The sequence below is a fragment of the Microbacterium sp. 22195 genome (assembly GCF_052056515.1).
GTDB lineage: Bacteria > Actinomycetota > Actinomycetes > Actinomycetales > Microbacteriaceae > Microbacterium.
In genome coordinates this window covers 12039-36059 of record NZ_JBQEPE010000002.1, presented here as the reverse complement: position 1 = coordinate 36059, position 24021 = coordinate 12039, and the positions used below count along the sequence as shown (strand labels likewise).

Annotated in this window: 19 protein-coding genes; 5 read left to right on the top strand and 14 right to left on the bottom strand. The window is 70.8% G+C overall.

Features of this window, described 5'->3' with window-relative positions; genetic code table 11:
* Positions 1 to 9: 9 nt before the first annotated feature.
* The 6 genes from ACTJJ4_RS08175 to ACTJJ4_RS08150 all read right to left on the bottom strand — a co-directional run bounded on the left by ACTJJ4_RS08175 (position 10) and on the right by ACTJJ4_RS08150 (position 6004).
* Complete coding sequence (locus tag ACTJJ4_RS08175; protein WP_440942864.1) at positions 10 to 876, bottom strand: sugar phosphate isomerase/epimerase family protein; 867 nt, start codon at positions 874 to 876, stop codon at positions 10 to 12.
* Positions 873 to 2042, bottom strand: a complete 1170-nt coding sequence (locus ACTJJ4_RS08170) for a dihydrodipicolinate synthase family protein (protein ID WP_440942863.1) — start codon at positions 2040 to 2042, stop codon at positions 873 to 875. The genes ACTJJ4_RS08175 and ACTJJ4_RS08170 overlap by 4 nt, the downstream gene beginning before the upstream one ends.
* The gene (locus ACTJJ4_RS08165; protein ID WP_440942862.1) at positions 2039 to 3193 is read right to left on the bottom strand and encodes a Gfo/Idh/MocA family protein; all 1155 of its coding nucleotides are present in this window, start codon (positions 3191 to 3193) and stop codon (positions 2039 to 2041) included. The genes ACTJJ4_RS08170 and ACTJJ4_RS08165 overlap by 4 nt, the downstream gene beginning before the upstream one ends.
* 110 nt (positions 3194 to 3303) lie before the next feature.
* Positions 3304 to 3765: a MarR family winged helix-turn-helix transcriptional regulator gene (locus ACTJJ4_RS08160; protein ID WP_292700082.1), complete on the bottom strand. Its 462-nt coding sequence runs from the start codon at positions 3763 to 3765 to the stop codon at positions 3304 to 3306.
* A 75-nt stretch (positions 3766 to 3840) separates the two neighbouring features.
* Complete coding sequence (locus ACTJJ4_RS08155) at positions 3841 to 4281, bottom strand: MarR family winged helix-turn-helix transcriptional regulator (RefSeq protein ID WP_440942861.1); 441 nt, start codon at positions 4279 to 4281, stop codon at positions 3841 to 3843.
* Between the two features lies 1 nt (position 4282).
* The gene (locus ACTJJ4_RS08150; RefSeq protein ID WP_440942860.1) at positions 4283 to 6004 is read right to left on the bottom strand and encodes an MDR family MFS transporter; all 1722 of its coding nucleotides are present in this window, start codon (positions 6002 to 6004) and stop codon (positions 4283 to 4285) included.
* Between the two features lie 202 nt (positions 6005 to 6206).
* Here ACTJJ4_RS08150 and ACTJJ4_RS08145 point away from each other — a divergent pair, with 202 nt between their 5' ends.
* Both ACTJJ4_RS08145 and ACTJJ4_RS08140 read left to right on the top strand, forming a co-directional pair.
* Positions 6207 to 9320, top strand: a complete 3114-nt coding sequence (locus ACTJJ4_RS08145) for an NPCBM/NEW2 domain-containing protein (RefSeq protein WP_440942859.1) — start codon at positions 6207 to 6209, stop codon at positions 9318 to 9320.
* An 85-nt stretch (positions 9321 to 9405) separates the two neighbouring features.
* Positions 9406 to 10476: a substrate-binding domain-containing protein gene (locus ACTJJ4_RS08140; RefSeq protein ID WP_440942858.1), complete on the top strand. Its 1071-nt coding sequence runs from the start codon at positions 9406 to 9408 to the stop codon at positions 10474 to 10476.
* A 7-nt stretch (positions 10477 to 10483) separates the two neighbouring features.
* Here ACTJJ4_RS08140 and ACTJJ4_RS08135 read toward each other — a convergent pair whose 3' ends face one another.
* Together ACTJJ4_RS08135 and ACTJJ4_RS08130 are read right to left on the bottom strand one after the other, a co-directional pair.
* Entirely contained in the window at positions 10484 to 11584 is a 1101-nt protein-coding gene (locus tag ACTJJ4_RS08135) for a substrate-binding domain-containing protein (RefSeq protein ID WP_292700071.1), read from the bottom strand.
* Positions 11581 to 13428: a hypothetical protein gene (locus ACTJJ4_RS08130; protein WP_440942857.1), complete on the bottom strand. Its 1848-nt coding sequence runs from the start codon at positions 13426 to 13428 to the stop codon at positions 11581 to 11583. Before ACTJJ4_RS08130 ends, ACTJJ4_RS08135 begins: the two co-directional genes overlap by 4 nt.
* A gap of 144 nt (positions 13429 to 13572) precedes the next feature.
* Here ACTJJ4_RS08130 and ACTJJ4_RS08125 point away from each other — a divergent pair, with 144 nt between their 5' ends.
* Complete coding sequence (locus ACTJJ4_RS08125) at positions 13573 to 14589, top strand: hydroxyacid dehydrogenase (protein WP_440942856.1); 1017 nt, start codon at positions 13573 to 13575, stop codon at positions 14587 to 14589.
* A 28-nt stretch (positions 14590 to 14617) separates the two neighbouring features.
* On the opposite strand, the gene ACTJJ4_RS08120 is transcribed toward ACTJJ4_RS08125, so the two are convergent.
* From ACTJJ4_RS08120 to ACTJJ4_RS08100, 5 genes are all read right to left on the bottom strand, one after another.
* Positions 14618 to 15298: a YesL family protein gene (locus ACTJJ4_RS08120; protein WP_440942855.1), complete on the bottom strand. Its 681-nt coding sequence runs from the start codon at positions 15296 to 15298 to the stop codon at positions 14618 to 14620.
* 3 nt (positions 15299 to 15301) lie between these two features.
* Positions 15302 to 16207 carry a carbohydrate ABC transporter permease gene (locus ACTJJ4_RS08115; RefSeq protein WP_440942854.1) on the bottom strand — a complete coding sequence of 302 codons (906 nt, stop codon included), beginning with the start codon at positions 16205 to 16207 and terminating at the stop codon, positions 15302 to 15304.
* Positions 16207 to 17127 (bottom strand): carbohydrate ABC transporter permease, encoded by a 921-nt coding sequence (locus ACTJJ4_RS08110; RefSeq protein WP_285637636.1) that lies wholly within the window; start codon positions 17125 to 17127, stop codon positions 16207 to 16209. Before ACTJJ4_RS08110 ends, ACTJJ4_RS08115 begins: the two co-directional genes overlap by 1 nt.
* A gap of 114 nt (positions 17128 to 17241) precedes the next feature.
* On the bottom strand, positions 17242 to 18534 hold the full coding sequence (locus ACTJJ4_RS08105) for an ABC transporter substrate-binding protein (RefSeq protein WP_440942853.1): 1293 nt from the start codon (positions 18532 to 18534) through the stop codon (positions 17242 to 17244).
* Positions 18535 to 18582: 48 nt separating this feature from the next.
* Complete coding sequence (locus ACTJJ4_RS08100) at positions 18583 to 20526, bottom strand: DUF2264 domain-containing protein (protein WP_440942852.1); 1944 nt, start codon at positions 20524 to 20526, stop codon at positions 18583 to 18585.
* Positions 20527 to 20700: 174 nt separating this feature from the next.
* Between ACTJJ4_RS08100 and ACTJJ4_RS08095 the strand changes: the two genes are divergently transcribed.
* A complete protein-coding gene (locus ACTJJ4_RS08095; protein ID WP_440942851.1) occupies positions 20701 to 21723 on the top strand; it encodes a zinc-dependent alcohol dehydrogenase family protein in 1023 nt (340 codons plus the stop codon).
* 8 nt (positions 21724 to 21731) lie between these two features.
* On the opposite strand, the gene ACTJJ4_RS08090 is transcribed toward ACTJJ4_RS08095, so the two are convergent.
* A complete protein-coding gene (locus ACTJJ4_RS08090; protein ID WP_440942850.1) occupies positions 21732 to 22697 on the bottom strand; it encodes a LacI family DNA-binding transcriptional regulator in 966 nt (321 codons plus the stop codon).
* 78 nt (positions 22698 to 22775) lie between these two features.
* On the opposite strand from ACTJJ4_RS08090, the gene galT reads away from it, so the two are divergent.
* Positions 22776 to 23954 carry a galactose-1-phosphate uridylyltransferase gene (gene galT, locus ACTJJ4_RS08085; protein ID WP_440942849.1) on the top strand — a complete coding sequence of 393 codons (1179 nt, stop codon included), beginning with the start codon at positions 22776 to 22778 and terminating at the stop codon, positions 23952 to 23954.
* Positions 23955 to 24021 lie beyond the last annotated feature (67 nt).

Sequence of the window (24021 nt, the reverse complement as noted above, 5' to 3'; positions counted from 1 at the left end):
AACGGCGGGTCAGCCCAGATGCGGGCTGACCGCTTCCGCGAACGACGCCACGGTGCGGGCGATGACCGCGTCCGGGGCATCCGCCCAGATCTCGGCGTTGAACAGCTCCACCTCGACGTCGCCGGTGTAGCCGGCGTCCGCCACGGCCCGCGTCAGCGAGGCGAAATCGATCACGCCGTCGCCCGGATAGTGCCGCGAGAGCAGCACGTCCTCGGCGAGCGGCGTCTTCCAGTCGCACACCTGATAGCTGGCGATGCGGCCCTCGCGCCCCGCGCGGGCGATCTGCTCGAGCACCTGCGGGTCCCACCAGATGTGGAACGAGTCGACGACGGCGCCGACGACCGCGGGTTCGAAGTCGGATGCGATGTCCAGCGCCTGACCGAGCGTGGAGACCACGGCACGGTCGGAGGCGTACATCGGATGCAGCGGCTCCACGGCCAGGGTCACACCGTGGTCCCGCGCGAAGGGCGCCAGCGCACCGAGCGCGTCACGCACCCGCTCCCTGGCGCCGATGAGGTCCCTCGACCCCTCGGGCAGGCCGCCCGCAACGAGCACGAGCACGGCCGCGGAACCCGGAGCGCCGGCAGCGGCCAGCGTCGCCGTCTCCTCGATGGCACGACGGTTCTCGTCCAGGGCGGCGACGCGCTCGGGCCCCTCGGGGAGCGTGAAGAACCCACCACGGCAGTGGCTGGAGAAGCGCAGACCGGAATCGGCCAGCATCCGAGCCGCCGTGTCGAGACCGACCTCGTTGACCGGCTCACGCCACAGGCCGATGGACTGCACGCCGGCGTCGGTGGTCGCCTTCAGCGCGGTCGCGAGATCGGCGTACTTGATGGTCGCCTGGTTGATCGACAGGCGGGGATCCGCAGCGCTCACAGGCTGACTCCGTTCAGGCGCAGCATCCCGTGCCAGCGCTCGCGCGCGAGCTCCGGGTCCTCCAGGGCGAGCGAGGCGTTGGCCAGCTCGACGATCCGCGACAGGTGCGGCAGGCTGCGCGCGGAGTGCAGGCCGCCGACCATCTGGAACGCGGGCTGGTGGCCGTTCAGCCAGGACAGGAATGCGACGCCGGTCTTGTAGTAGAACGTGGGCGCGGCGAACACCTGACGGCTGAGCTCCTCCGTCGGACCGAGGATGCGCTGGTACGCCGCCGCATCACCGGCATCGAGCGCCTGGATGGCAGCCGAGGCGACGGGAGTGATCGCCGCGAAGGCGCCGAGCAGCGCGTCGGAGTACGGCCGGGCTCCGGTGCCGGAGTCGCCGATGAGCGAGACGTAGTTGAAGTCGTCGCCGGTGAACATCCGCACGCCCTCGGGAAGGCGCTCGCGCACCGAGATCTCGCTCTCGGCGTTGAGCAGGCTCATCTTCACGCCCGCGACCTTGCCCGGGTTCTCGGCGATGATGTCCAGCAGCACGCCGGATGCCGTCTGCCAGTCATCGGCACCGAAGTACCCGGACAGCTCGGGATCGAACGCGGTGCCGAGCCAGTGCAGCACGACGGGAGTGGTGGCCGAGGACAGCACCTCGCGGTACACGCGGCGGTAGTCGTCGGCGCCGTCCGCCACGCGGGCGAGATGGCGGGATGCCATCAGCACGGGGCCCGCTCCCTGCTCCTCGGTGAAGTGCAGCTGCGACTTGTACGCGTCGACCACCTGGTCGAGGGAGATGTGCGTCTCCTCCACGTGGTCGGTGTTGACGCCGACCACGACGGAGCCGCCCTCCTCGCGGGCCACCTGAGCGCTGCGCGAGATGAGCTCGCGCGTCGCGGCGGCGTCGAGGCCCATGTTCCGTTGCGCGGTGTCCATGGCATCCGCGACGCCCAGACCCCACGAGTAGACGTTCCGACGGAACGCGAGCGTCGAGTCCCAGTCGATGTCGGCGGGCTGACCCGGGGTGTTGTCGCCCCAGACGACCGGCACGACGTGCGCGGCGGCATAGGCGACGCGCGAGCGCAGCGGCGCGGTGGGCCGCTGATACCCGCCGGACGAGTTCAGCTCGGCATCCGTCAGTGCCCCGGATGCCGACAGCAGGCGCAGCGTGCTCACAGCGCGAGCTTCTCGATCGCGATCTTGCGGCCCTCGGCGCTGGAGGCGAGGCCGGCCTCGGCGAACTGCACGCCGCGGGCGCCGGCCAGCAGGTCGAAGCCGTAGTCGGTGCCGAGCACGTACGACTCCAGGTACTCCTCCCACTGCTGGCGGAAGCCGTTCAGGAAGACGTCGTTGGTGGGGACGTCCTGCCAGTCGGCGTCGTAGTCGTGGGTGTCCTCGAGGTCGGGGTTCCACACCGGCTTCGGGGTGGCGTTGCGCGGCTGGATCTTGCAGCCGAAGAGGCCGACCACGGCCGACCCGTGCGTGCCGTCGACCTGGAACTCGACCAGTTCGTCGCGGTTCACGCGCACGGTCCACGAGGAGTTGATCTCGGCGATGATGCCGCCCTCCAGCTCGAAGATGCCGTACGCGGCGTCCTCGGCGGTGGCGTCGTAGTGCTCGCCCTTCTCGTCCCAGCGGTCGGCGATGTGCACGGCGGCCTGTGCGTAGACGCTCTTGACCTCGCCGAACAGGTTCTCGAGCACGTAGTTCCAGTGCGGGAACATGTCGGTGATGATGCCGCCGCCGTCCTCGGTGCGGTAGTTCCAGCTGGGGCGCTGGGCGGGCTGCCAGTCGCCCTCGAACACCCAGTAGCCGAACTCGCCGCGCACGGAGAGGATGCGGCCGAAGAAGCCGGAGTCGATCAGGCGCTTGAGCTTCTGCAGGCCGGGGAGGTACAGCTTGTCGTGCACGACGCCGGTCTTCACGCCCGCGGTCTTCGCGAGCTGCGCGAGCTCGATCGCCTCCTCCAGCGACTCGGCGGTGGGCTTCTCGGTGTAGATCGCCTTGCCCGCGGCGATGGCCTTGCGGATGGCGGTGGCGCGCGCCTTGGTCACCAGGAAGTCGGCGTAGATCTCCCACTGCGGGTCGGCGAGCGCGGCGTCGAGATCGGTGGTGTAGTCGGCGATGCCGTGCTTGGCGGCGAGCTCGGCGAGCTTCTCCTCGCTGCGGCCGACGAGGATCGGCTTGACGGTCACCTTCGACCCGTCGGAGAGCTCGATGCCGCCCTGGTCGCGGATCGCGAGGATCGAGCGCACCAGGTGCTGCCGGTAGCCCATGCGTCCGGAGACGCCGTTCATGATGATGCCGATCTCGCGCACGTTCGCCATTGGTGTTTCCGTTCTGTTCGGGAAGTCGGTCGCGCCGCCGGATGACTCGGTAAGCGCTTTCCCATATCAAAGCAGGTTGTTCCGTGGAGCGCAAGGCCCGCTTGCGCGCGTCAGCGCCCGAGCGCGTCCAGCAGCTCGGCGAAGTGATTGAGGTCGCCGGCCGACCAGGCCCGCAGGCGAGCGCCGATCCGCTGCTCGTAGGCCGCGCGGGCCGCGGCCACGCGCTCCCTCGCCAGCTCCGTGGGCGCCAGGCTGCGCGCGCGGCGGTCATCCGGGTCGCGGACGCTGTCGACCAGACCGAGCTCGGTGAGGTGACGCACCTGCCTGCTGACCGCCGACTTGTCCGCCTGCACGCGCTCGATGATCTGCCCGGCCGTGGTCGCCTCGCCGCTCACGATGCCCACCAGCACCTGGTAGCCCAGCGGCTGCAGGTCGGGATGCACGGTGGCCGCCGCCTCGCGCCAGCCGATCCGGATGCGCGCGAACAATCGGCCGAGCTCCCGCTCCACGCGTTCGACCGCAGCGTCCAGCTCCGCCCCGTCGAGCGTGGGTTCGGACGCATGCTCACTCATGCCCGCCAGCTTACGGCGAAGCCCGCCTCCCGAATCGGGAGGCGGGCTTCAGCACGGTGGAGCGGATGCCGCGGATCAGACCTCGGCGAGCAGCCGGAACACCTTCGAGGCGGCCTGCACCTCTTCCGGCGTCAGCTCGGCGAGCACCGAGCGCATCCGCTCGGCGTTCTCGGCCCGCAGCTGGACCAGCACGGCCGAGGCCTCGGGCGTGGCCGTCAGCACCCGGAGGCGCCCGTCGCGCTCATCCGGCCGCGACTGCAGCAGGCCGAACTCCTCGAGCATCCGGATCTGCCGGCTCACGACCGACTTGTCCATCTCGAACAGGTCGGCGAGCCGGTGGGCGCTCGTGTCCCCGTTGCGGGCGATGTACGCCAGCAGCTTGTAGCCGGAGGGCTGCAGGTCGGGGTGCATCCGGGAGGCCGACTCCTTCCACAGCGCCTTCGCACGCGCGAAGATCAGGTTCATATGAGCCTGGAAGTCCGCGAGCGTGTCATCGGCGGTCTGCGGATCGACCATGTCAGCGCACCTGGTCCTCGTCACCCGTGCCGTCGTCGTCGCGCTCCAGCACCAGGACACGGCCGGAGGCGGACTCCGCGCCGTCCGCATCGATGACGCGGATGCTGCCGGTGGCGGCACCCACCTCGGCCTCGGCGACCTCGATCGCCGACTCCTCGGCGTTGGCGCGCAGCTGCTCGGCGGAGTTCTTCGTCGAGAGCGGCTTGTTGCGGATGAACGCGATGGCGATGACGCCGATCACGGCCAGCGGGATGGCGATGACGAAGGCATCCGCGATGCCGTGGCCGTACGCGGACTCGACGATGCTGCGGATCGACTCGGGCAGGTCGGACATCTTCGGGACGTTGCCCGAGTCCAGCGCCTTCAGCGCCTGGAGGTCGGACGGCGAGCTGGGCTTGAACCCCTTGAAGCCGTCGACGATGTAGTCCTTGACGTTGGTGGCCAGGATCGAGCCCATGATCGTCACGCCGATGGTGCCGGCGATGGTGCGGAAGAAGTTCACACCGGACGACGCCGCGCCGAGCTGCTGCGGCGGAGTGTCGTTCTGCACGATCAGCGTGAGGTTCTGCATCACCATGCCGAGGCCGGCGCCGAGCACGAACATGTAGACCGCGACGAGGATGAACGGGGTGTCGTAGCGCAGCGTGGCCATCAGGCTGACGCCGGCGAGTGCGAGCACCGAGCCCAGCAGCATCCAGCTCTTCCACTTGCCGAAGCGGCTGACCAGCTGACCGATCACGATCGACGCACCCATCTGGCCGACGATCATGGGGATCGTCATCAGGCCCGACTCGGTCGGCGTGGCGCCACGGGCGAGCTGGAAGTACTGCGCCAGGAACACCGAGGTCGCGAACATCGAGACGCCGATGGCGATCGAGGCGATGACCGAGAGCGTGAAGGTGCGGTTGCGGAACAGCGACATCGGGATGAGGGGCTCCTTGACGAACACCTCGACCAGCACGAACGCGAGCAGCACCACGCCGGAGCCGATGGCGAGCACGTAGCTGGTGACCGAGTCCCACTCGAACTGGTCGCCGCCCATCGACACCCAGATCAGCAGCGCCGAGACGCCGACCGCCAGGAGCACGATGCCGAAGTAGTCGATGGAGACCTTCGCGGTCTGCGGCTTGGGCAGGTGCAGGGTGATCTGCAGCAGGATCAGCGCGACGATCGCGAAGGGCACGCCGACGAAGAAGTTGGCGCGCCAGCCGAACACGTCGGTGATGAAGCCGCCCAGCAGCGGGCCGCCGATCGTGGCGAGAGCCATGATGCCGCCGACGACGCCCATGTACTTGCCGCGCTCGCGCGGCGAGATGATCAGCGCGACGGCGATCATGACGAGCGACATCAGGCCGCCGACGCCGAGGCCCTGCAGCACGCGCATGGCGATGAGCATGTTGATGTCGTGCGAGAAGCCGGCGGCGACCGTTCCCGCGGTGAACAGCACGAGCGACAGCTGCACGAGGATCTTGCGGTCGACGAGGTCGGCCAGTTTGCCCCAGATCGGGGTGGTGACGGCGGTCGCCAGCAGGCTCGCGGTGATGACCCAGGTGTACTGGGCCTGGGTGCCGCCGAGGTCGGCGACGATGACGGGAAGGGAGGTCGACACCACCGTGCCGGACAGCACGGCGACGAACATGCCGACGATGAGGCCGGAGATCGCGGTGAAGACCTCGCGGGCCGAGCGCGTGGCTTCGGTGGAGGGGTGTGTGGTGGAGTTCAAGGAAGGCTCTCCTGCAGAGAATGGTTGATCTTCGTCAACGATACATCATTGGTTGATCTTTCTCAACCATTGCCTCGAGTCAACTATTCCGGCCCGCCGTGTTCAGGTGTGTTCACCTGAACACACCTGGCGCGCCGCTGCTGTCACGATGTGGGCATCCGAGGCCACCCGGGCCCGGGTGCGTGATTCGAGGAGGAATCCCTTGCGCATCAGACGAACACGGATGCCCGCGGCGATCGCCGTCGGCGCCGTCTGCCTGGCCGGCCTGGCCGGCATCCCGGCCACCGCCGCCTACGGCGCGGACGGACTGGCGGGATCCATCCACTACGCCAGCGACATCGCCTGGGTCTCCGCCGAGAACGGCTGGGGACCGGTCGAGCTCGACTACAACAACGGCGCCCGCGCCGTGCCCGATCCCGACCGCACCATCCAGTCGATCCGCGGCACCAAGTACCCCAAGGGGCTGGGCACGCACGCCCCGGCGAAGATCGTCTACGACGTGGGCGCGCAGTGCACGCAGCTGCTCGGCTACGTCGGCATCGACGACAGCCAGAGCGGCAAGGGCAGGGTGGACTTCGTCGTCGCCGTCGACGGCACCGAGAGGTTCCGCATGGAGCGGACCGGGACCTCCCCCGCGGGCCGGCTCAACCTCGACCTCCGCGGCGCATCCCGCGTCGAGCTGCGCGCGGAGCCCGGCCCGGAGGGCAACGGCAACGACCACGCGGACTGGGCGGACCTGAGGTTCAACTGCACCGACGGCTTCGTCGCGCAGCCGCTCGCGCTCACCGCGAAGGACGTCGACCTGTCGCTGCTCGCGCCGGGCATGCCGGTGTCGATCGCGATCGAGGGCGCCGCGCCGCGGGTCCCCGTCACCGTCGCCTTCGGCGACACGAGCGTCGTCGCGAACTCCGACGACAGCGGCCGCGCCGTCGCCGCGTTCGTCGTGCCGGCGGGCATGACCGCCGGCACGCACACGATCACGGCATCCGCGGAGGCGCTGTTCGGCGCCGTCGCCACCGGCGAGATCACCGCGAACGTGGTCGCCGTGTCGGATGCCGTGCACTACGTCGACTGCTCCGCCGCAGGCGTGGGCGACGGCTCCGCCGACGACCCCTACACCTCGCTCGCCCAGCTCGACGGCATCCTGTTCCAGCCCGGCGAGAAGGTGCTGTTCAAGCGCGGCGCGACCTGCACGGGCACGTTCGCACCGAAGGGCTCGGGCCTGTCGACCGCGCCCATCACGGTGGCGCCGTACGGAGACGGCGACGCGGAGGCCACCATCGACGGGCACGGAGCGCTCACCGGCATCCACCTGCTCAACGTCAGCAACTGGACCGTCGACGGCATGCACGTGATCAACCCGGGCACCCCCGACCAGCGTCGCGTCGGCATCCTCTACGAGATCAACGACGGATCGAAGCGCAGCGGCGTCGTGCTCACCCGCAACCACGTCGAGAGGGTCGCCGGCTGGTCCGACAAGACCAGCCTCGGCAACGCCTTCTCCCGGTCGGCCGGCATCTCGGTGCTCGGCGACGGCATCGGCTGGTTCGACGGCATCACGATCACCGACAACGTGGTCAACGACACGGCCGCCGGCGGCATCAAGCTGTCGGCGCCCGACACCACGAAGCACTACAACGAGAAGGTCTACGTCGCGCGGAACGACATCCGTGCCGTCGGCGGCGACGGCATCGTGATCCACAACTCCGACAAGCCGGTCATCGAGTACAACTCGGCGATCGACCTCGGACACGGCGAGTACCCGTTCCTGAAGGGCAACTTCGCGGGCATGTGGCCGTACAACTCGGTGGATCCGCTGTTCCAGTACAACGTCGTGGGCAACAGCGTGGGGTCGACCTACGACTCCACGGCCTGGGACTGCGACATGAAGATCAAGGGCAGCTGCACCTTCCAGTACAACTACTCGTACGGCAACGCGGGCGGCTTCTACCTGGACTGCATCTCGGGTTGCGGCACGGCGTCGACCACGACGGACGCGATCCTGCGCTATAACGTCTCGCAGGACGACTGCCGTCTCGCGGGCTCCAGCGGCGGACCGGGAGTGCACCGGATCTACAACAACACGTTCTCGTGCCTGAACCGGCCGTTCCTGGATGACATGAACGCGCCGCGCGAGGTGAGGAACAACGTCTTCATCGCGCCGGGCGGTGCGCTCAGGGCCGACAAGGGCGTCTACGCGAACAACGCCTGGTTCGGCGGCATCCAGCCCCCGGCCGGCGAGACCGGCTCGGTGCTCGCCGATCCGCAGCTGATCGCCGCAGGCAGCGGGCAGCTGAGCCGTGCGCTCCCCGGATACCGCCTCGCGGTCGGCTCGCCGCTGATCGGCGCGGGCGTTCCCGTCCCGGATGCCGGTGCGCACGACTTCTTCGGCGACCCGATCCCCGCGACGCCGAACATCGGCGCCTACCAGGGCCCGGGCGTGGAGGTCGCGCCGCTGCCGTTCCGCGCGCTGGTGAACCAGACCGCGGTCGCCTCGACGGCCAACCCGCGCAACGGGGCGATCACCACGGATCTGCGCGTGCTCTCCGCCGAGGCGCTGGATGCGGCCGGTCTCCAGGTCGGGGCAACGGCTTCCGCCTTCGGCGCCGAGATCGACTGGCACCCGACCGCGGTCGGCACGCCGGACGCGATCAAGGCGGCCGGGCAGCAGGTGGCGCTGAACGGGGAGGGCGACGAGCTCATCGTCGCCGGGTTCTCCTCCGGGACGGCCACCTCCGGCACCGCGACCGTGCACTATCAGGACGGGACCACCGCTGATGTCGAGATCAGCCTGCCGGTGTGGTCGCAGACGCAGGTCGATGCGACCGACACGGCCGTGCTCGCCACGTCGGCCTCGTACCTGAAGCGCACCGCCGCGTACATCGGCGGGACGATCTCGACCGTGCAGGAGCCGGCATCCGTGTTCGCGCAGCGCATCCCGCTGTCGGGCAAGCCCGTCGCGAGCGTCACCCTCCCGGAGGGCAGCCCGATGACCGGCGACGGTCTCACGCTGTTCGCCGTCGAGCTCGCCGGCAGCGCGGTGCCGACGTCGGCCTCCGTGCTCACGGAGTGCCGCGGCCCGTTCGCCTGGGTGCACGTCGACGTCGCCAACGAGCACGACGAGCAGGTGGCCGTGACCGTCGACACCGCACTGGGCGACCGCGTGGCGGAGAAGCTCAAGCCCGGCAAGGACGTGCGGCTGTCGTACAAGGTGAGCACCGCGGTGGACGCCGGCGTGGCCACCCTGGTCGCGATCACGGACTCCGGGGCGCGCACCACGACGACCGTCCCCTATGCGGCGGTGAGCTGCCGCTGAGCACTGACCAGGGGCGGGGTGCGAGCGTCCGCACCCCGCCCCTGGTATGAACGGAAGCGAACAGAACGCACAGAAGGGTGACCGGGTGATCGCCGAGGAGCGGCGGGAGCGGATCCTGCGCGAGATCGTGATGCGCGGACGCATCGAGGTCGGGGACTTCGCCGCCCGCACGGGACTGAGCGGCATGACGATCCGCCGCGACCTCGCCGTGCTCGCGGATCGCGGCCTGATCCGCCGGGTGCACGGCGGGGCGGTGCTCCCCGACACCGCCGAGGCGCCGGCCACCGGCATCCGCGGCATCGGGTCCTCCACGCGGCCGCTGGCGACGATCGGCCTGATCGTGCCGGATGCCGGATATTACTTCCCGCCGCTGATCCGCGGCGCCAGCGAGGCGGCTCTGGCCGCCGGCGTGCGGCTCGTGCTCGGCACGACCAACTACGACCCCGCCGAGGAGACCCGCCAGCTGCAGCGACTGAGCGCGGGCGGGGCGGATGCGACGATGCTCGTGACGGCCCGGCCGGACGTGGTCGACGAGGAGCTCTGGCGCGCGATCGCCGCGGTGGACACCCCCGTGGTCCTCGTGGAGCGCGCGGCCGACGGGGCCCCGACCTCGCTTCGCATCGACGCCGTGCGCAGCGACCACTCCTTCGGCGCGGAGCTCGCCGTCGACCACCTCGCGGAGCGCGGCCACGGCTCGGTCGGGCTGCTGTGCCGCGAGACCGCCACCGCTCCGTGGATCGCGAAGGGGCACCGGCGGGCCGTGGAGCGGCGCGGCCTGGCATCCGCACCGGTCATGACGGCCCCGTCACCGCGCTGGGGCGACGACTCCCGCGCGGACGTGCTGCGGGAGTTCCTGGATGCATGCCTTGCGGAGGGCGTGCGAGCGGCCGTGGTGCTGCCGGACGAGCTCGCCATCGGCCTGCTCAGCGTCGTCGAGGAGCGCGGCCTGCGCGTGCCCGAGGACTTCGCGATCGTCGCCTACGACGACGAGGTGGCCTCCCTCGCCAGCGTGCCGCTGACCGCCGTGGATCCGCCACGGACCGCTGTCGGACGCCGGGCCCTGGAGACCGCGCTGATGCGGCTCGAGCGCCGCGACGACGCGCCCGCGCATCGCATCAAGCTCGCGCCGTCGCTGCACGTGCGCGAGTCCAGCTGACCCACGATCACACGGCGACGGTCGACTCCCGCGCGTACAGCGTCGGCACCACCTGCACCCGCTCGACGGGGCGCGCCGATCCCTCGGTCAGCCGCGCGAGCATGACCTCCACGGCGCGTCGTCCGACATGCTGCTTGGGAGGGCGCAGCGCCGTGATCGGAGGTGCTCCGCTCTCGGCGACCTCGTCGTCGTAGGCGATGATCGACAGGTCGTCGGGCAGCTCCCAGCCCCGGTCGAGGGCGTTCTGCTGCACCAGCAGCGCCTGCGGGTCGGAGTGGATGAGCATCGCCGAGGTTCCGGTCTCGCGCACGCGGTCGAGCAGCGCCTCCACGAACACGGCCCGCTCCGGGCCCTCCATGTAGTCCAGCGACGCGTTCAGGTCGATGGTCTCCTGCAGTCCGAGCTCCTCGACAGCCTGCGCCCAGCCGCGGCGCAGCTGCCACGAGGTCGGCGACTGGGCCGAGGTGAGGATGCCGACGCGGCGGTGCCCCAGCGACGCCAGGTGCGACGCGGCGAGGTGGCCGCCGAACACGTGGTCGGTGGTCACCCATTCCAGCCGGGTGAGGGCGAGGGATGCCGGGGCGCGGCGCTCGACGAGCACGACCGGCACCGGCAGCTGCTCCAGCCAGCTCAGCAGGGCGTGCCCGTCGGGGCCCTGGTTCTCGGGCGCCACGATCAGGCCGTGGAATCCGCCGGACTCGACCAGCGAGCTGATCTGCCGCCGCTGATCCTCCGGCTCGTAACTCGCGCCGCGCAGCACCAGCTGCACGCCGAGCTCGGTCGCCGCGGCCCGTGCGCCGATGACGACCTGCGGCCAGTAGTAGCTCAGCGAGGGCACCACCATGCCCACCCGGTAGCGCGGGCCGCCGGCGGATGCCCGGGGCGCGACGGTCGTGTCGAGCCGGCTGCGCAGGGTGGCCCCGCCGTGCACCCGGGTGACGAGCCCGCGATCGGCGAGTTCGCCGATGTCGCGCCGGATCGTCAGCTCGGACACCGCGAACTCGCGCGCCAGGTCCGCCACGCGCACGGCTCCGGCCGTGCGCAGCTGGTCCATGATCCGCTCGCGCCGGGCGATCCCGAACACCGGCGGCATCTCCGAATCGGTCATCGCGCCTCTCCCCTCAGTTCCCAACCCGCACCGGATGCCGGTCGGAACAGCATCCGCGTGACCCGCTCGCCCCACGACCTGCGCAGGTGCCTGTCATCGATCTCCACGGTCTCGACGTCCACCTCGGCCGGGTCGAAGGTCAGCCGGAGTCCGCGCGAGCCGTCCCGGCCGGGCACGACGATCCCGTCGCCGTCCCGCTCAGGCACGCCCGTGCACACGACGACGATCCGGGTGGCGGGGTCGCCGAGGGCGTCGCTCTCGTCGCGCACGCTGAGCCCGGCATCCGTGACCCGCACGGTGCGGATCCAGCGCTCCCCCGCGGGGTGCGCCGCGCTCAGATCGAGCGTCCAGCCGCCGTCGACGGAGTCCATCGCGGCCCGCCACTGCGCACCGGGAAGCTGCACCTCTCCGCGGGGCATCGGCGCGGAGTGCCAGTCGCTGCGCATGTTCCACAGCTCGTAGCGGCGCTCCGAGAACGTCTCGGCGCGGTACTCGGCGCGACCGAGATCGGGCAGCAGCGGCACCCCGTCGACGGCCACGGCGATCGAGCCGAGGTCGTTGTGGTTGTGGTTCTCGCCGTTGTGGCCGCCCTTGGCGACGACGGTGAGCCCGCCGCGCTCCCGGATGCCGAGACCGATCGACGCCAGGAAGACGTCGGGCCGCACCGGGCCGGATGCCGGATGCTGCGCCGCGTCCGGCGTCACGGCGGCGGTGAGCGCGCCGGAGCGCAGGTCGGTCAGCTCCGCCAGCATCCGGCCCAGTCCGGCGTGGACGCCGTCGTCGAGCCCGCACAGCGGCTGCTCGCCCCGCTCCGCCTGCGCGAAGGCCGCAACGTCGGCAATGCCGCACAGCATCGCCGCACGGAGGAGCACATGCCAGGGAGTGCCGGCGTCGGCTCTCGCCTCGGCATCCGCGAAGCTCGCGAACCAGCCCGGGCCGATCTGCACCCGCTGTGGGAAGCGGGCGAGCTCGGCGAGCCCACTCAGCTCGCCCTCGCGCGCGGCGGTCGCGACGCTGCCGCCGCTCAGCGCATCGAGCAGGCTCAGGGCGTCGAAAGAGCGCCCGCCGCCCTGCCACCAGTAGGCGAAGCCCTCGTCGATCGCGCCGTCCGCGGGCAGCTGCGCGAGATAGCGGTCAAGTCCGTCGACGCAGCGCTCGACCACCCGGTCGCGCAGCGGAGGCTCGGCGAAGGCGAGGGCGGCCGGGAGGAGGTTGGAGTGGATCCACGGAGCCCAGTTGTGCACGTGGTCCTCGGTCCCCTCCCAGTGCCATTCGCGGACGAGGAAGGGCTCGAGCACGCGCTTGCGGGCCTCGGCGCCCAGCCGGTCGCGGAGGCCGGGTGCGTGCTCGTCCAGCTGCTGGCCGAGCAGCAGCGCCGCCCAGGCGACGAGGGCGACGTCCTCCCCCGCACCGAGGTCGACGAAGGGGTGCTCGGGGTCGGGGACCCGCAGGCCGCGAGCGAACGCGTCGTCGTGCGCGGGCCAGCACCAGGTGCTCTGCTCGACCTTGAGCCACAGGCCGTCCGCGGCCTCGCGCAACCGTTCCTCGGTCGGGTCGAGGGCCGCGGCGAGCACGGCGACGCGCGTGCGCCGGTTGCGCAGGAAGAGGGCGCTCTCGTACGCCGAGCGGTCGCCCGTGCGCGCATAGGCCGCCCAGTCCGAGAGCAACGGCTGCGGCCAGGCGGTCTCGCGCAGGCGATCGGCCTCGACGAGGATCGTCTCCTTCACGCGGGGGTCGAGCCCGTCCCAGAACGCTCGGTCGGATGCCGTGGGCACCGGCAGCCGGCGCTCAGGATCCCCGTGCTCGCTCCAGATCGCGCGCAGCGCTCCTCGCCGGATCAGCATCCCGCATCCTCTCGCCGATGAATCTTTATGTTCGAGTGAGTGTTTTCAGCTTCGAATCGGTTGCGTTTGATTGGGTGTTCAGTCTTCACTGGGAAAGCCGCGTCACGCAAGCGGTCTGGCTCGCGAACCTCGTTGGAGAAATACATGCCCTCTTCCCGCCCCCGGGCACACGCGGTCATGTCGGCCGAGGCATACGAACTGCTGTTCGACGAGGCCCGCCGCCGCCGCTTCGCGGAGCTCGCCGACGTGCGCACGCCGATGCACATCGCCGACCTCACGGCCCCCGGGCTGGACGAGCTGCTGGCCGAGGCCGAGGTGCTGATCACGTCGTGGGGCGCCCCGCGCTTCGAGGCACCGCTGCTGGACCGGATGCCGCGCCTGCGCGCCGTGTTCCATGCCGCCGGCAGCATCCGCCAGCACGTCTCCGAGGACTTCTGGGAGCGCGGCATCCGCATCACGACCGCAGCCGACGCCAACGCCGTGCCCGTCGCCGAGTTCACGCTCGCGACGATCCTGCTCGCGGGCAAGCGGGTCTTCCCGCACGTGCGCACGCCCGCGCTGGCAGCGGCGGACTGGGGCGGGAACCTGCGCGACTTCTCGATCGGCAACCTCGACCGCACCGTGGGACTGGTCGGGTTCTCGCGCATCGGGCGGCGCGTCGCCGAGCTGCTGCGCCCGTTCACCGGCCTGAAGGTGCTCGTCGCCGACCCGTTCGCCGACCCGGCCGAGGTGGCAGCCACCGGCGCCGAGCTCGTGGCGCTGGAGGAGATGCTCCCCCGTGTGAGCGTGCTCTCGCTGCACGCCCCGGCGCTGCCCTCGACGCACCACATGATCTCGGTACGCGAGCTCGCCGCGCTGCCCGACGGCGCCACGGTCATCAACACCGCACGAGGCGCGCTGCTCGACCACGACGCGCTGGTCGCCGAGTGCCGCACGGGCCGGCTGGACGCCGTCCTCGACGTCACCGACCCGGAGCCCCTGCCGCTGGACTCGCCGCTGCTGGATCTGCCGAACGTGGCGCTCACCCCGCACCTGGCCGGATCGCTCGGCACCGAGACGCGACGGCTGACGGACTCCGCCCTGGACGAGCTCGAGGCGTACGCCGCAGGCTCCCCGCTGCTGTACCCGATGGACGCGGTCTCGCTGGCGCGCAGCGCCTGAGGCGCGGCGCCCGGCGACGGAGCGGCGCTCACGCGGCGGCTTCGTCCCGGGCGGGCACCTCGCCGAGCACGGGCCGCAGCACGTAGCGCGCGTTCGCCCAGGCGACGTAGAGCGCCGGCGCCGCGGTCAGGCCGATCGCGATCGCCGGCATGGTGGTGAACACCGCGATCTGCACGCCGAGCACCGCGAACGTCAGCAACTGGAAGTACCAGCGCCGCACGCCCAGATACAGACTCGAGCGCAGCACGTCCCGCAGCCGGGCCGCCGGCACCTCGGAGAGCGCCGCAGCGCCCAGCAGTGCGGTCGAGGCCGTCAGCGCCGCCAGGAGCAGCAGCACGGGCACGATCACCACCGAAGCGGCCGTATCCGCCAGCATCCGCACGTCGACCAGCAGCACCACCGCGAGTCCGACAGCCAGTGCACCCAGCAGCATCGCCTTCCGCCAGGTCGCACGCCAGGAGCGCAGATACGCCCGCACCACCTGCGTCTCGCCCTCGTCATGCGCCCGGTACGCCCCGAACGCGGCGGTCAGTGCCGGCACGGCGGGCACCGCCGCGACCGCCAGCAGCGGCCAGGAGCGCATCGGGTCGGTGGTGATCAGCAGCACCACCAGCGGGGACGCCGCCACCAGCACGAGCAGGTTCACCATCAGTCCCAGATACAGCACGCCCAGGATCGACGCCCAGGTGTCGTGCGCCACGCGCTTCACGGCTCAGCCCTTCATCCCGCTGGTCGCGATGCCCTCGACGAAGTACTTCTGCCCGAGCATGAAGATGATCGCGATCGGCACGACCGAGATGCACAGGCCCGCGAAGAGCAGGGCGTAGTTCGTGTCGAACAGGTTGGAGACGAAGCTCTTCAGACCCAGCTGGATCGTCCACAGGTCGGGGTTGCGCAGATAGATCAGCGGTCCCAGGTAGTCGTTCCAGGTGTTCACGAAGGTCAGCAGCGTCAGGCTCGCGATGGCGGGCACCGACAGCGGGATCATGATGCGCCGCCAGATGCCGTACTCGCTCAGGCCGTCCAGCCGCGCGGCCTCGCTGAGCTCCTCGGGGATGGTCTCGTAGTACTGCTTCATCAGGAACACGCCGAAGGCGCCGAACGCCTGGATGAGGATGATCGCCCAGAGCGTGTTGGACACCTTGAGGTTGGACAGCAGGATGAACTGCGGGATCATGTACGACTGCCACGGCACGGCGATCGTGCCGATGTACGCCAGGAACAGCACGTCCCGTCCGGGGAACCGCATGCGCGAGAAGCCGTAGGCCGCGAACGACCCGGTCAGCACCTGCAGGAAGGTCACCACGACCGCCAGCAGCAGGGTGTTGCGGATCCAGATGAGCATCCCGGACTTCGACCAGATGTCGAGGTAGTTCTGCCAGACGAACGTCTCGGGCCACCACACGATCGGTGCGCTGAACACCTCGTTCGAGGTCTTCAGCGAGCTCAGCAGCATCCAGGCGAACGGAGCGAGCAGGGCGATCGCGGCGACGATCAGGGCGGCGTAGCCGAACACGCGGCCGACGCGGCGCACACCGTGGGAGGATCCGATCGGCGCGGGCTCGGCGAGCCGCCGCATCCGCTTCTCCCCGGTGACCATGAGCTGGGTCTCGGACATCAGGCGCTCCTCCTCTTGTTCCAGAGGAACTGGGCGATCGTGACGATGATGCACAGCAGGAACAGCGCGACCGAGGCGGCGGAGGCGTACCCGAACTGCGACTCCACGAAGCCCTTGCGGTAGATGAACTGCGACAGCACCATGGTGGCCTGCCCCGGACCTCCGTTGGTCATCACGAGGATCAGGTCGAAGATCTTCAGCGAGTTGATGGTGAGCATCACGGTGACGAAGAACATCGTGGGACGCAGGCACGGCAGGGTCACGTTCAGGAAGCGCTGCCAGACGTTCGCGCCGTCGACGCGGGCGGCCTCGTGCAGCTCGCGCGGCACGGTCTGCAGGCCGGCGAGGAACAGGATCATGTAGTAGCCCATGTCGCGCCAGGTGCTGACGATGACGACGGCGGGCATCGCCCAGTCCTTCGAGGTGAGCCAGCCGGGCGGATGCGCGATGCCGATCGAGCGCAGCACGGCGTTGATCGGGCCGAAGTCGGGGCTGAACAGCAGGTTCCACACCACCGCGATCGCGACGATCGAGGTGATGTACGGGAAGAAGGCCGCGGTGCGGAAGAACGCCACGCCGCGCAGCTTGCTGTTCAGCAGCAGTGCGAGCCCGAGCGAGACGACGATGGTGAGCGGGATGTGCATCACCGAGTAGTAGATGGTGTTCCAGAACGAGATCCGGAAGCTGCCGTCGCCGAGCAGCCGCTGGAAGTTGGCGAACCCGACCCAGTCGGCCTTGCCGAAGACGTTCCAGTTCGTGAACGCCATGTAGAACAGGATCAGCACGGGCACGAGCGTGAAGGCCGCGAACCCGGCGAAGTTCGGCAGGATGAACGTCCACCCGATCAGGGTGTTCCTGCGGCGCAGCGCCGAGCGCCGGCGCGGCGGCCGGTTCGGGGGCGGGGCGACGGTGCTGGTCATGGGATTTCCTTCGTCGGGCTGAAGACGGATGGCGGACGCGGGGCGACGGCGGATGCCGGGTGCGTCGCGCGCGGGAAGCGGGGGCGGCCCCGACGGCCCGCCCCGCGCAGCGGGTCAGTCCAGGCCGACCTCGTTGGAGACGCGGTCCTGCGCCTCCTTGATCGCGGCGTCGACCGGCGTCGAGCCGGACATGATCGCCGTGTGCATGTCGCTCAGGATGCCCTGGATCGCCGCGGTCTTGCTCGAGGTGGGGTTCTCGGCGAGCACCTTGTGCGTCGACCATGCGAACTTCGACAGGTCGTCGGTCGGAGCGCCCTTGACACCGAAGTAGGTGTCGGCGACGGCGCTGCTGTTCAGCGCAGGGGTGATGCCGATGCCGGCGAGCACCTGCGCGGCGTCCTCGCTGGACGCGAAGGCGAGGAACTTCTTCGCGGCCGCGGCCTTCTCCGGGCTGGCCGCGGCGTTGACGCCGAAGCCGGTCGGGTCGCCGAAGGTGACCGGGGTGTTGTCGAGCCCCGCGGTCTTCGCGCTGAGCTGCGGGATCGGCGCGATGCCCCACGGGAAGGCATCCGCGTCGCCCGAGGCCTGCTGCGCGATGAGCGTCGCGACGAACCAGGTGCCCATCGGCATCATCGCGGCCTTCTGCTTGCCGAACTCGCCCTGGTAGGTGAGCTGGTTGGCGCTGGAGGTGTTGAAGTCGACGACGTCGCCGTCCTTCTGCAGCTTCAGGACGCGCTCGTAGAACGGCGTCATGTAGTCGTACTTGCCCTTGAGCACGTTCGACCCGGTCTGCGAGTTGGCGAAGCCCTGCACGACCGACTGCCAGCGGTGCAGGTAGGCGCCCTTCGCACCACCGGCGCCGGCGGTCAGCTCGGCGGCCGCCTTGTCGAAGTCGTCCCAGGTCCACGAGCCGTCGGGCTCGGCGACGCCGGCCTTCTTGAACAGGTCCTTGTTGTAGAAGAGCACCCAGGAGTCCTGGCGGTACGGGGTCGCGTACGCCTTGCCGTCGACCTTGTAGGAGTCGGCGCCGCCGATGCCCTTGGGCAGCTTCACGTCGGAGACGTCGAGCAGCTGGCCGCCCTCCTGCAGGGTGGTGACGTACTTGACCTCCTTCTGCGTGATGATGTCCGGGCCGGAGCCGGCGGCGAGGTCGGCGGTGATCAGCGTGTTGTAGTCGGTGGCGTCGTACTCCTTGAGGTTGATCGTGATGTCGGGGTTCTTCTCGTGGAACGCGTCCGCGAGCGCCTTGAACTCCGGCGTGGTGTCGACGCTCCATGCCGACATCGTGAGGGTGACGGGCCCGCTGGAGGCTGCGGGCTTGTCGGCCTCGGTGCTGCCGCTGCATCCGGCGAGCGCCAGCGCTGCCACAGCGGCGATGCTGCCGACGGCGAGGATCCTTCTGTTCATGCTGTTCGTGCTCCTTCGTGATTGCGGCCCGGCCGCGGTTCGGGTGTCTCAGTCTTCGTTCGAGGGGAGTCGGCTGGTGGTGCGCCGGCCGTCCGGCCAGACGACGGTCGCCGTGCCGGCTTCGAGGGCGAGGGTGGGCGCGGATGCCCCGGATCCCGCGCCGTCCGCCGAGTCGGCGCTCAGCTGCACCGCCGCGGCGATCCAGCGACCCGTCTCCGGCGTGGTCGTGAGGACGGGCACGACGGCGTCGGGGCCGAGAGGGCTGGCATCCCGCCGCCGCTCGATGCCGGGCTCGAGTCCGGGGGTGAGCGCCACGAGAGCGCTGGTCAGGTCGCCGAGGCGGGCGGATGCTGCATCCTCGGATGCCGCGACGACCACCTCGCCCTGCTCGCCGGCCAGGGCCCAGCCACCGATCCGCAGCCGGGCGCCGTCGCTCTCGAGGGCGTCGACGCGGATCAGTCGCACCTCCCACGCGCCTCGCACGATCGAGCAGGTCGTGATCCGCCCGGCGAACGCGACCTCGCCGCCGATGCCGGCGCCGTGCCGTGTCTGGACGGGGGCCGGGTCGATCCAGTGCACGTGCGCCGACGACGAGGCAACGGCGATCTCGCCGTCGCTCTCGATGCCGAGCAGGGTCAGTCCGGTCCGATGCGTGGCCCGGCCGGCCGCGTCGATGAGCGCGACGGACTGCTCCAGTGGCTCGGCCCACGCGTCACCGTTCAGCAGCGGGGACACGGCGGTGGAGTAGCCCAGTCGCGCGTACAGCGGGGAGTCGCCGGCGTCCGCCCCCGGCTGGGCGTGGTCGGTGCCGTGGTTGATCACGCGGACGATGCCGTCGGATGCCGTGCCGGACACGATCCAGCCGGCGGGCGCCACCACGCGCAGGTCGTCGGGGAACGGCGCGGGTTCCGGGGCCGCCCAGACCGGGTGGTCGGCGGGAAGCGCGATGCCGAGCATCCCCTTCGACGCCCAGTAGGGCGACCCGGGGCCGGAGTAGCTCTGCGCGAGGCGCCGCCACTCACCGTGCCAGCCCATCGTGAGCAGGTCGTCGCCGTCCGGAGCGCCGTGCTCGTCGAAGTGCGCGATGATGCCCATCGCGGTGCGGCGCAGGGTGCCGAGGTCGGTGGACGGGACCTGCGCGAACGCGCCGACCCAGAACGGGGCCGCGGCGGCGAACCGGTAGATCAGGCTGCGTCCCTCGATCAGCGGGCCGCCGTCGGCGCCGACCAGGTGCACGGCATCCTGCAGGTAGCCGTCCAGCGCCTCGACGTCGCCGGCGAAGCGCTCGGGCGCGATCTCGTCGGCGCCCTGCATGCGCGACCAGAGCACCGGGTACAGGTGCAGAGCCCAGCCGACGTAGTGGTCGTAGTTGCGGTCGTCGCCGTCGGAGAACCAGCCGTCGCCGCGGGCGAAGGAGTCGTGCCGATCGAGATCGGCGGCGATGTCGGATGCCGACCAGGGCCCGCCGACCGAGCGCAGGAAGGTCTGCACCACGATGCGGAACCACACCCAGTTGTTCTGCGGGTAGGTGGTGTCGCCCACGACGGGCGAGAGGTACTCGATCACGCGCTGCCGGGTCGTGGCGTCGAGCCGGTCCCAGATCCAGGGCCGGGTCATGTCGAGGATGAGCGCGATCGAGGCGGCCTCGACCTTGGCCTGGGGATGCTCGTCGAGCCGCACCCAGCGCTCTTCGGACGCCGGGTCGACGCCGGCCGCGATCCCGCGGCTGTAGTCGTGGATCAGCCGGTCCACGCCCTCGCCGCGCGCGCCCGCGATGCGGAAGCCGGCCAGCAGGAAGGTCCGGGCGAAGCCCTCCAGGCCGTCCACGGCCGTGCCGTAGCCGCCGGGAGCACCGGGAGGCGTGATGCGCGCGAAGCCCGGGGACGCCCATGCCGCCGCGCCGCTCAGCATCCGATCGGCGAAGGCGACCAGTGCCTCCCTCGATCCGCTCCGCAGCGGGCTGCGATGAGGAGTCGTCGGCGTGGGGGTCACAGGGTCTCCTTCGAACAGCGATCCGCACCCGGGAAAGGGTGACTGTTTCAGGAGATTAGCAATCCGTTTTGATCGCCTCAAGAAGGTTTGCGTTCCACCATGAACGTTCGTGATCGTTTATCGAAACGTGTCCTCCGCGCCCAGGGAAGCGCTTGCCGGGCGCATAGTGGAAGCATGCGCGCAGTCATCATGCACGGGCCCGGCGACGTCCGGGTCGAAGAGGTCCCCCTGCCCTCCCTCGTCGAGCCGACGGATGCGATCATCCGACTCGACGCGACCTGCATCTGCGGGTCGGACCTCTGGCCCTACCGCGGCATCCAGCCGATCAAGCGCCCCATCCGGATGGGCCACGAGTACATCGGCACGGTCGAGCAGGTCGGCGCGGAGGTGCGCGACCTCGCGGTCGGCGACTTCGTGGTCGGCTCGTTCATGGCATCCGACGGCACCTGCGAGATCTGCCGGGCCGGCTACCAGTCCCGATGCATCCACGTGGTGGGAATGGGCTCGGTGGGCACGCAGGCCGAGTACGCGCGCGTCCCCTGGGCCGACGGCACGCTGGTGAAGGTGACCGGCGACCTGACCCCCGAGCGCCGGCGCAGCCTGCTCGCGGCATCCGATGTGCTCGGCACCGGCTGGTTCGCGGCGGTCGCCGCCGAGGCGGGGCCGGGAAAGACCGTCGCCGTTGTGGGCGACGGCGCGGTCGGGCTGTGCGGCATCCTCGCCGCCCGGCAGCTGGGCGCGGAGCGGATCATCGCGATGTCGCGGCACGCCGACCGGCAGGAGCTCGCGCGCAGGTTCGGGGCGACCGACATCGTCGAGGAGCGCGGGGATGCCGGGGTGGAGCGCATCAAGGAGCTCACCGGCGGCTACGGCGCGCATTCCACGATCGAGGCGGTCGGCACGCAGGAGTCCATGCAGCAGGCGCTGCGCGCCACCCGCGCCGGCGGGCATGTGGGCTTCGTGGGCGTCTCGCACGACGTGACGATCGACGGCAGCGAGCTGTTCTACTCGGGTGTCCACCTGCACGGCGGCCCGGCGCCTGTGCGGCGCTGGCTGCCCGACCTGGTCGAGCTCATCATGACGTCCGCCATCGATCCGGGCGTCGTGTTCGATCTCACGCTCCCCCTCGACGAGGCCGCCGAGGGCTACCGCGCCATGGACGAGCGCCGCGCCACGAAGGTGCTGCTCGAGTTCTGACCCGCGCCTCAGGCGCTCGCGCGCACGACGAGCGCGGGCGCCAGGAGCGAGGTCGCCGCGCGGCCGCCCTCGATGTCCGCGATCAGCACCTGCACGGCCTGCTCGCCCAGCGCGTCGAAGTCCTGCCGCACCGTGGTCAGCGGGGGCTGGAACTCCGCGGCATCCGCGATGTCGTCGAAGCCGATCACCGCGACGTCGTCGGGCACGCGACGTCCGGCGTCGGCGAGCGCGCGCAGCGCACCGAGCGCCATCTGATCGTTGGCGGCGAAGATCGCGGTGGCCTCGGAGAGAAGCCCTGCCTGCGCATGACCGGATGCCGCGGTCCAGTCGCCGCGCACGATCCCGGGCGCCGCGATACCGGCGGCGGCGAGCGCCTGCCGCCAGCCGCGCTCGCGCTCGGCCGCCGCGAAGGAGCCCTCGGGACCGGCGAGATGGTGCACGGTGGCGTGGCCTGCGGCGAGCAGGTGCTCGGTCGCCGCACGGGCGCCCGCGGCGTGGTCGGTGCCGATCACCGTGAAGCGCTCGTCGGGCGCGGAGTCGACCACCACCAGGCGGAGGCCGGCGGATGCCGCGTCACGGGCCAGCGCGGTGGCCTCGTTGAGCACGATCGCGCCGTCCACGCCCTGATCGCGCAGACGGTCGAAGGCCTCGTCGATGTCACCGCCGGCGCCGAGCGTCACGACGGTCACCGCATAGCCGTGGGATGCCGCCGACTCGGCCACGGCCTGCAGCATCCGAGAGTTGCCGACCGTGGCGAGCGTCTGCGCGACCAGGCCGAGGGTGTGCGTGCGTCCGGTGCGCAGGGCGCGCGCGGCGCGGTTCGGACGGTAGCCGAGCTCGGCCATCGCCTGCTCGACGCGCGCCCGGGTGTCGGGATCGACCTTGGGGCTGTCGTTGGCGACGCGGGAGACGGTCTGCCCGGACACGCCGGCCCGCTGGGCGACCATCGCCATGGACACGCGCTGCTGCGGCATCCGCTCTCCCCTCCCGGATCCGGCTTTCACAACTCCGGATTGTTGACGTTACCACGGCCTACGCGATACCGTGTTGACGTGAACATCGAAGAATCTCCGGAGTTGCGGATCACCGAGCTCGGCGCGGGTGTCGTCAAGCGCGCCACCCGGCTGGCCGACGGGCGCGAGCTGTTCTACTTCGACGATCCGGGCACCTCCCTCGGCGCTGCCCGAGCGGTCGACGCCCGCACGCTCGACGAGCGGCCCGAGACCGCCACGATGCGCCAGGACATCCTCACCGGCGACTGGATCACCTTCGCGACCAAGCGGCAGAACCGGGTGATGATGCCGGGCGCCGACGCCGACCCGCTCGCCCCGCAGACGCCCACGAACCCCTCCGAGGTCCCGTCGCTGTACGACGTGGCGGTGTTCGAGAACCGGTCCCCCTCCTTCGGCCCCGCGCTCAACGCGGCGACCGGCGGCGTGCCTGCGGCGGTCAACCCGACCCATGGGCTCGACGACCTGGCCGAACTCGGCATCGGGCGCACCCGCACCAGCGTCGGCCGGTGCGAGGTCGTCTGCTTCAGCCCCGACACCGAGGGCTCCTTCGGCACGCAGTCCGTCACCCGCGCGCGCACCGTGATCGAGGCCTGGGCCGATCGCACGGCAGCGCTGTCCGAGCTGCCCGGCGTCGAGCAGGTCTTCCCGTTCGAGAACCGCGGCGAGGCCATCGGCGTCACGCTGCCGCATCCGCACGGCCAGATCTACGCCTACCCGTACGTGACCCCGCGCACGCAGCGTCTGCTCGACAGCATCCACCGCACCGCACCCGATCTGATGACGCGCGTGCTGGACTCCGAGCGCTCCTCGGAGCGGGTCGTGCTGCAGGGCGAGCACTGGACGGCGTTCGTGCCGTTCGCGGCGCGCTGGCCCCTCGAGGTGCAGCTCGTGCCGCACCGCCACGTGCCCGACTTCGCCGCGCTGTCGGATGCCGAGCGCGAGGAGCTCGCGCCGCTCTACCTGCGCCTGCTGCGCGGGGTGGATGCCCTCTACGAGACGCCGACGCCGTACATCGCCGCCTGGCACCAGGCACCGGTGCACGCCGGCCGCGACACCGTGCGGATGCGGCTGGAGCTGACCAGCCCGCGCCGCGCGGCCGACAAGCTGAAGTTCCTCGCCGGCTCCGAGGCCGCAATGAGCGCCTGGACCGCCGAGATCCTCCCCGAGGACGCCGCCGCCCGGCTCCGCGACGCGATCGCGACCGTCCCGGACCTCTGACCCGCGCTGCAGAACGGCGGAGATCTGCACGATCTCGGATGGTTTCAGGCCCTGGCATCCGAAGTTC